Origin of the sequence: Kitasatospora sp. NPDC096147 (assembly GCF_044763225.1) — a bacterium.
GTDB lineage: Bacteria > Actinomycetota > Actinomycetes > Streptomycetales > Streptomycetaceae > Kitasatospora.
Genome location: NZ_JBIWFX010000014.1, coordinates 169,871 through 177,669, shown reverse-complemented (window position 1 = coordinate 177,669; position 7,799 = coordinate 169,871). Strand labels below are relative to the sequence as shown.

7 protein-coding genes are annotated in these 7,799 nt (G+C 70.8%); 4 read left to right on the top strand and 3 right to left on the bottom strand.

Going from position 1 to position 7,799, the window contains the following annotated elements; genetic code table 11:
* A partial coding sequence (locus tag ACIRBX_RS32015) for a caspase family protein (protein ID WP_402302434.1) occupies positions 1-1,517 on the bottom strand: 1,517 nt, incomplete at its 3' end.
* A complete protein-coding gene (locus tag ACIRBX_RS32010) occupies positions 1,510-1,896 on the bottom strand; it encodes a hypothetical protein (RefSeq protein ID WP_402302431.1) in 387 nt (128 codons plus the stop codon). The genes ACIRBX_RS32015 and ACIRBX_RS32010, both read right to left, overlap by 8 nt.
* A gap of 233 nt (positions 1,897-2,129) precedes the next feature.
* Here ACIRBX_RS32010 and ACIRBX_RS32005 point away from each other — a divergent pair, with 233 nt between their 5' ends.
* From ACIRBX_RS32005 to ACIRBX_RS31995, 3 genes are read left to right on the top strand one after another with little or no spacing between them, the layout of a single operon-like run.
* Positions 2,130-2,333, top strand: coding sequence for a hypothetical protein (locus tag ACIRBX_RS32005; protein ID WP_402302430.1), 204 nt, complete (start codon positions 2,130-2,132; stop codon positions 2,331-2,333).
* A 24-nt stretch (positions 2,334-2,357) separates the two neighbouring features.
* Positions 2,358-4,721 carry an FxsB family cyclophane-forming radical SAM/SPASM peptide maturase gene (locus tag ACIRBX_RS32000; protein ID WP_402302428.1) on the top strand — a complete coding sequence of 788 codons (2,364 nt, stop codon included), beginning with the start codon at positions 2,358-2,360 and terminating at the stop codon, positions 4,719-4,721.
* On the top strand, positions 4,721-5,515 hold the full coding sequence (locus ACIRBX_RS31995) for an aminoglycoside N(3)-acetyltransferase (RefSeq protein WP_402302425.1): 795 nt from the start codon (positions 4,721-4,723) through the stop codon (positions 5,513-5,515). Before ACIRBX_RS32000 ends, ACIRBX_RS31995 begins: the two co-directional genes overlap by 1 nt.
* A gap of 45 nt (positions 5,516-5,560) precedes the next feature.
* On the opposite strand, the gene pdxH is transcribed toward ACIRBX_RS31995, so the two are convergent.
* The gene (gene pdxH, locus ACIRBX_RS31990; protein WP_402302451.1) at positions 5,561-6,184 is read right to left on the bottom strand and encodes a pyridoxamine 5'-phosphate oxidase; all 624 of its coding nucleotides are present in this window, start codon (positions 6,182-6,184) and stop codon (positions 5,561-5,563) included.
* A 413-nt stretch (positions 6,185-6,597) separates the two neighbouring features.
* Here pdxH and ACIRBX_RS31985 point away from each other — a divergent pair, with 413 nt between their 5' ends.
* Positions 6,598-7,698 (top strand): citrate synthase 2, encoded by a 1,101-nt coding sequence (locus ACIRBX_RS31985; protein WP_402302422.1) that lies wholly within the window; start codon positions 6,598-6,600, stop codon positions 7,696-7,698.
* Positions 7,699-7,799 lie beyond the last annotated feature (101 nt).

The following is a 7,799-nucleotide window of genomic DNA, read 5'->3' as shown; positions in this document are numbered from 1 at the left end:
GGAATGCCGTTGCGCAGCGCCTCGCGAGCCGCCTCGGCCGCCTCGTTCACCGAATCACCCACCTGCAGGCCGAGCCGGTTGGCCAACCCCGCCAGGCCGTTGAGGATCGGGTCCGTCCGCTCGGCGTCGATCCACCACACCAGGTCGTAGTGGGACATGTACCGGTGCGCGTACTCCAACGCCAGCTGGGTCTTTCCCACTCCGCCGAGGCCGTGCAAGGTCTGCAGAGTGGGCGTCACCACCATCGGACCGTCGAGCAGGCTCTCCCGGAGCTCCTCCAACACCGCCGCCCGGCCGGTGAAGGAGGAGTTGCGCTGGGGCACGGACCAGTGAGCGGGCTTGGTGCCGGGAAAGCGCGGCATCACCGCCTCGGGATCGGCCTCGCTCTCGGGCCGGCCGAGAGCACGGAGCAGTGTGACCGCCGCCTGGCCTTCGTCACGGCCGACCAGACTGATCGGATCGAAGCCCTTGAGCTGGACAGTACGCCGAAAGTCACCGACCCGGACCGGAATGATCTGACGACGTGCCTCGGCCGGGTCGGAGCTACCCATCGAGTCCCAGAGCGGACCTGCCTGAGGGGACCTCAGGTAGTCGGCCGAAAGCACCACCAGCGCCCGTGGACTGTCGATGCCGGGCTCGGTCGCCAGTGGCGTACCTGCTTCAACCCGGATGTCCCTGGACACCACCCGGAACCCAGCACTCTCCAACTTGGCAGCGATCCAGTCCGCCCAGCTCTGGTCCTCCGAAACGTGAAGCACGAGGACCGGGGTTCCGAGAGTAGGGACCTTGGACAGGACGATCGGTGTTCCGGTGGAGTTGACGGAGCGGGTAGGGGTCTGACCGGGCAGCTGTTCTCCAACCCGCGCTGCCACGAAGTCGAAGAGCTCGTCGACGCTGACGACGCCATCCCGGCCACGACCGTCGATACCGGTGCGCAGCCCTTCCACCACGGCTGCAGTGAAGACTGAGGGTTGGGCTTCCACCCGGCTCAGGAGATCACTCTCGTAGCTGAACTGGAGGGAGGTCGACGACGTGATGACGTGCTGAGCCCTACCTCGGAAGTGCGCACCGATGTCCACGGTCGGCGCCTCGCCCCGGGTGCGCATTCCCTTGGTGAAGGCCCCGCTGTAGCAACAGTCGAGGAGCACTACGATGCGGTTGCTGAGGCTGTCCTCCATCTGGTCGGCTACGAACTCGGCGCTAACCGACGTCGCTTCGATCAGCGAGGGATCGGTGTCGGACGCGACGAAGTGCAGTCGGTTCCGCCGGTCCTTACGACCGTGGCAGGAGAGGTGCAGGAGCAGGAGGTCGTCCCTGGCCGCGCTCTGGAAGAAGCGCTGGATCGCCCTACGGCACTCGACTGCGGTGCCGTCCTGGACGACCGTGACCTCGAAGTCCCCGATCTCCGGGTCCGCGAGCACGCGCTCCAGCGCGACGGCGTCCGCCCGGGCTCCTGGAAGCTCACTGATCCCGTCACGGTAGTACTGATTGGCGAGGACGAGGGCTCGCTTAGGCATCGGGGGTCTCACGCTCCCTCGTGACGAACGCCTCGATCGCCGTGCGCTGGTCGGAGCGCGAAGTCGAGGTGAGCCTCAGCTCGTCACCGCCGATCCTGAGCTCGACCGTGCCGGAGTTCCGTCGAGCGAGCCAGTCCTGTGCGAGGCCGATGAGAGCACGGAGCGTGGTCGCGCCGCCAGCGAGTCCCATGAGCACCGAGGTGTACGAGACGAGGTCACCGGACCGGGTGCCGCTGGGCGCCTCCCCCGTAGTCGGCTGGGTGAGTTCGGTGGCACCGATGCCCCGCAACTCCTCGAGGAGGAAACCCATTCCCCGCTCGGCCGTCAGCTCGTCGTGGTCCGAGAAGGCAAGCTCGACTCTGAGGTGCGGTTCACTCATTTCGATCCCCCTGCACGTGACAGTGGTGTGCCGACCCTGGCAGCTTCGCACATCCATCAGACATGAATGTCCTTTTTGGACAACGGAGTTGGAACTCGTCGGAGCAACCGATCCTCGACCACCTCCGGATGCTTGTCGACCCGTCGCACCACAGGAGTCGCGGGCCGCCGATGCGGGTAGCCTCCTGCTTCCTGTGCCAGTAACGGGGCGGCCCACCCGCTTCCCCGCGTCTCATGCCCAGAAACGAGGCTGCAATGGTCACCGCGATCTCCACCTGGCCGACCCACCGCGATTCTGCAGAGGCCCCCGCTCCGCGGGCCTCACTCGCGGACCTCGCCGCTCTCGGCAGCGACCGCCTCACCGCCGATCTGCAGCGGGCTCTGCCCGATGCGGACGGTGGCCAGGCGTCCTCGCTCACCTTCAACTCCTCTGTCTGACGGCCACACGGACCAAGCCCGGTCATGTTGCCCGTACCAGTGCAGCGCCCGTTCACGCAGTTCGTGCTCAAGGTGCACAGCCGCTGCGACCTGTCCTGCGACCACTGCTACGTGTACGAGCATGCTGACACCAGTTGGCGTGGCAAGCCGCGCTCCGTCTCGGAGCACGTGCTGAAGGCCACGGCAGCGCGGGTCGGGGAGCACGCTCGGGCACATCGGCTGACAGCCGTCCACGTCGTGCTGCATGGCGGTGAGCCGCTGCTCGCGGGCCCCGCCGTGCTGCGCTCGGCAGCCGAACTGCTGCGCGCCGCACTGCCGGAGGGCTGTGCGCTGGACCTCCGGATCCACACCAACGCGGTCCGGCTGTCCGAGGACTTCTGCGAGCTGTTCGCCGAGCTGGGCATCAAGGTCGGTGTCTCCCTGGACGGCGACCGGGTGGCCAACGACCGACACCGCCGCTACGCCGACGGCCGGTCCAGCCACGCCACGGTGCTGGCCGCGCTGGAGCTGCTTCGCCGCCCCGCCTACCACCATCTGTACGCCGGTCTGCTCTGCACCATCGACGTGGAGAACGACCCGGTCGCCGTCTACGACGCACTGGTCGAACTCTCCCCACCCCGAATCGACTTCCTTCTCCCCCACGCGACATGGGACGAACCACCGAAGCACCCCGACCACCTCGGCCCCACCCCGTACGCGGACTGGCTGCTGGCCGTCCATGAGCGCTGGACGGCGCACGGACGCCCCGTACCGGTGCGGATCTTCGACTCGGTGCACCGCACCCTGCGCGGCCGTTCGAGCCTGACCGAGTCGCTCGGCCTCGATCCGGCCGGCCTGGTAGTGGTGGAGACCGACGGCACGTTCGAGCAGGCCGACAGTCTGAAGACCGCCTTCGACGGCGCTCCGCAGACCGGATTCGACGTATTCACGCACACCTTGGACCAGGTGGCCACACACCCCGGCATGATGGAACGTCAGTCCGGACTAGCCGGACTGAACCAGCAGTGCCGATCCTGCTCAGTGGTCCGCTCCTGCGGCGGCGGGCTGTTTGCCCACCGCTACCGGACGGATCGCGGATTCGACAATCCCTCCGTCTTCTGCGGGGACCTGATGACGCTGATCACCACCATCCGGGACCAGACGGCCCCCGCCGGCCTTCCGGCCCAGGCCGGTCCGGCCGCGAGGCCGTTGACCGAGGCCCAGCTGGACGAGCTGGCGACGGGCTTCGGCACTCGGTCAACCGTCCGCGCGCTCGCCGATGCCCAGCTCGGCCTGACTCGAAAGCTGCTGGCAGCGCTCTCCGCGAGAGACGCCGAGCCCTGGTCCCTGCTGACCGAGTTGGACGACGCTGCCCCACATGCCTTGGACACGGTTCTGGCCCACCCGTACGCCCGGGCCTGGGCGGTGCGCTGCCTGGAGGACGACCCCGGGGCCGACCTCGGTGGCCTCGCCGAGCTGGCGGCGGCCGCCGCACTGCGGGCCGGGCGGGAGTTCGAACTTCCCGTACCGGTACGGGAAGGCGCTGTGCACCTCCCCACCCTCGGCCGGGTGCTGGTCGGCGGCGCCGGGAAGGCAGTGCTGCACGCGACCGCTGGGAGCTTCACCGTGCGCGGGGTGACGATCGACTCGAACACACCGGACGGCCCGGTATGGCAACCCGTGCGCCGGGCGGAGCTGGCGGGCGGGCTGACCCTCGCGCTGGAGGACACCGATCCACAGCGGGACGCCCACCAGTGGCCGGTGGCCGGGCGACTACCGGAGGCCGAACTCCGCGCCTGGAGCCACGGATTGCGGGAGGCGTGGGAGCTGCTGGAACGCGATCTGCCCGAGTACGCAGCCGGCTTTCCAACCGGGCTGACCACCGTCACGCCACTGCGGCCCGGCCCGGACGGACGGGACGTCAGTGCAGCCGCCCGGCAGGCGTTCGGCGCGGTGGGGATCGCCCGGCCGAACACCTCATCGACCCTGGCGCTACTGCTCGCGCACGAGTTCCAGCACGTCAAGCTGGGCGCGGTGCTGGACTTCCACGCGCTCTACGACCCAGCGGACGACCGGCGCTACCACGCCCCCTGGCGGCCCGATCCCCGCCCGCTGGAGGCCCTGCTCCAGGGCACCTACGCGCACCTCGCGGTGACGGCCTACTGGGGCACCCGGGTGCGTGCCGCGGTTGGTCCGAGCCGCGAGGCGGCCGAGCGCGCCCGGGTGCAGCTGGCCACCTGGCGCGGGCACACTGCCCGGGCGGTGGAGACACTGGCCGAATCCGGTTCGCTGACCGCACTCGGGCTGCGGTTCACCGACGGAATGCGGTCCACGGTGGGCCAGTGGCTTTCGCTGGACGTCGGCCCGGCGGCCGAGCGGGCTGCGGTCGAGCGAGCGGCGGCCACCTGATGACCGGCGCAGCGGAGCTGGAGCAGGACCTGCGGGCGCTCGGCATCGAGGAGGGCGAGACCCTGCTGGTGCAGTCCTCGCTGCGCTCGCTGGGCGGGCTGGACGGCGGCCCCGAGGTGTTGCTGAGGGCGCTGCTCGCAACGCTGGGCGAGCGCGGCACCCTGGTGGTGTTCACCGCGACCCCGGAGAACTCCAACACCTCGCGGGTGGCGCTCGCCCCCACCGAGGGCATGACCGAGCAGCAGGAGCGGGAGTACTGGCGCACCCGTCCCCCGTTCGACCCCGACCGCACCCCGGCCTCCCGCATCCTGGGCCACTTCTCCGAGCTGGTCCGGCAGGCTCCGGGCGCGGTCCGCAGCCGGCACCCCCAGACCTCGTTCGCCGCGATCGGCCTCCGGGCGGCCGATCTGACGGCGGATCACCTGCTGGACAGCCACCTGGGGCCGGACTCGCCGGTCGGGTGGCTGTACCGGCACCGGGCCAGGGCACTCCTGATCGGCGTCCCGGCCTGGTGCTGCACCGCGCTGCACCTGGCCGAGTACCTCCAGCCGGACCCGCCGCTGCAGACCTACGGCTGCGTGCTGCCCGACGGGCACTGGACCTCCTTCGAGGCGGTCCACCTGAGGGACGAACACTTCCCGGGCATGACCGGCGCATTGGAGGCGGTGCCGAGCCTGATCAGGGGCGGGCTCGGCGCGGCCGACTGCTTCCTGATGGACATCGCGGACGGTGTGACGGTGGCCGACCGGCACCTGCGCGACCGCCGGAGGACCGCCCCGCCCGGTGGATCCTGACCGGAGCCGTCGGTGCACGGCCGGTCCGTCCGCCCCGCGCCTCCGTCACGGGCAGAGCCGCTCCACCCGCCAGCCCGCCGGCTCGGCGACGTAGCGCAGCCGGTCGTGCAGCCGGTTCTCCCGCCCCTGCCAGAACTCGACGGTCTCCGGCACCACCCGGTACCCGCCCCAGAACGGCGGCACCGGCACGCCCTCGCCCTCCGGGTAGCGGCGCTCCAGGTCGGCGTAGCGCTGCTCCAGGACCTCCCGCCGGCCCACCGGGCTGGACTGCTCGCTGGCCCAGGCGCCGAGCTGGGAGCCGTGCGGGCGGGTGCGGAAGTAGGCGGCCGTCTCGTCCCGGCCGACCTTCTCCACCCGGCCGCCGACGATCACCTGACGGGAGATCACGATCCACGGGAAGAGCAGCGAGGCCCACGGGTTGGCGGCCAGTTCGGTGCCCTTGCGGGAGCCGTAGTTGGTGAAGAAGACGAAGCCCCGGCGGTCGTAGCCCTTGAGCAGCACGGTGCGCGAACTGGGGCGGCCGCGGCCGTCGGCGGTGGAGAGCACCATCGCGTTGGGCTCCGGCACCCCTGCCTCGTCGGCCTGCCGGAACCACTCGGTGAACTGGGCCAGCGGGTCGGCCGCCAGCTCCTCCTCGCCCAACCCCTCGTGCTGGTACTGCCGGCGCATCACGCTCGGGTCCGGGGCGGGCCGGGGGTCCACCGCGTCGGTGGGCCGGGCGTCGGCGGGCTTGGTCGGAGGGGTCGGGTGACGATCCGCGGTAGGCACGGCAACATCATCCCGTACGACAAGCGCCGGATACCGCTACGTCCCGGCAAACCCGGGTGGGAGATAAGGTGTCTCGCCACCGCTCCACCGACGACCGGCCGGAGAATGTTCCTGGTCCGTCCGGATTCGTCCCCGTAGGTCCGCCAGTGCTGCCGGACCCGGCCGGAGCGTCCCCTGGAACATCACCGTGGTGGTGTCTGGCGCAATGCACTCCGTGCCTGACACTCTGACACCGAGTGCCAATCCACCAACGGTCACCGGCCGGCCGCCCCACCATCGGCGGCCCGTCCATCGGATCACTGAAGGAGCCGTCCATGTCGGACTTCGTACCCGGGCTCGAGGGAGTCGTCGCGTTCGAGAGCGAGATCGCCGAACCCGACCGGGAGGGCGGCGCGCTGCGCTACCGCGGTGTGGACATCGACGAGCTGGTCGGGCACGTCTCGTTCGGGCACGTCTGGGGCCTGCTGGTGGACGGCAAGTTCAACCCCGGCCTGCCGGCCGCCGAGCCGTTCCCGATCCCGGTGCACTCCGGGGACATCCGGGTCGACGTGCAGTCCGCGCTCGCCATGCTCGCCCCGGTCTGGGGCCTCAAGCCGCTGCTCGACATCTCCGCCGAGCAGGCCCGTGACGACCTCGCCCGGGCGGCCGTGATGGCGCTCTCCTACGTGGCCCAGTCGGCCCGTGGCCAGGGCCTGCCGATGGTCCCGCAGCGCGAGATCGACAAGGCCGAGACCGTGGTCGAGCGCTTCATGATCCGCTGGCGCGGCGAGCCGGACCCGAAGCACGTCAAGGCGATCGACGCGTACTGGACCTCGGCCGCCGAGCACGGCATGAACGCCTCCACCTTCACCGCCCGGGTGATCGCCTCCACCGGTGCCGACGTGGCCGCCGCGCTCTCCGGCGCGGTCGGCGCGATGTCCGGCCCGCTGCACGGCGGTGCCCCGTCCCGGGTGCTCGGCATGATCGAGGAGATCGAGCGCACCGGCGACGCCAAGGCCTGGGTGAAGAACGCCCTCGACAAGGGCGAGCGCCTGATGGGCTTCGGCCACCGGGTGTACCGCGCCGAGGACCCGCGCGCCCGGGTGCTGCGCCGCACCGCCAAGGAGCTCGGCGCCCCGCGCTTCGAGATCGCCGAGGCGCTGGAGCAGGCCGCGCTGGAGGAGCTGCACAACCGCCGCCCCGACCGCGTGCTGGCCACCAACGTGGAGTTCTGGGCCGCCATCATGCTGGACTTCGCCGAGGTCCCGGCGCACATGTTCACCTCGATGTTCACCTGCGCCCGGACGGCCGGCTGGTCGGCGCACATCCTGGAGCAGAAGCGCACCGGACGGCTGGTCCGGCCGGCCGCCCGCTACATCGGCCCGGCCGCCCGCAGCCCGCGCGAGATCGAGGGCTACGAGTCGATCGCGCACTGATCCCGACCCCCGGGAGCTGACGCGCAGTCACTCTTTCGAGCGGGTCCGGCGGCTGCCGCCGGGCCCGCTCCGCACCTGCCCTGAGCGGGCAAGATCACATC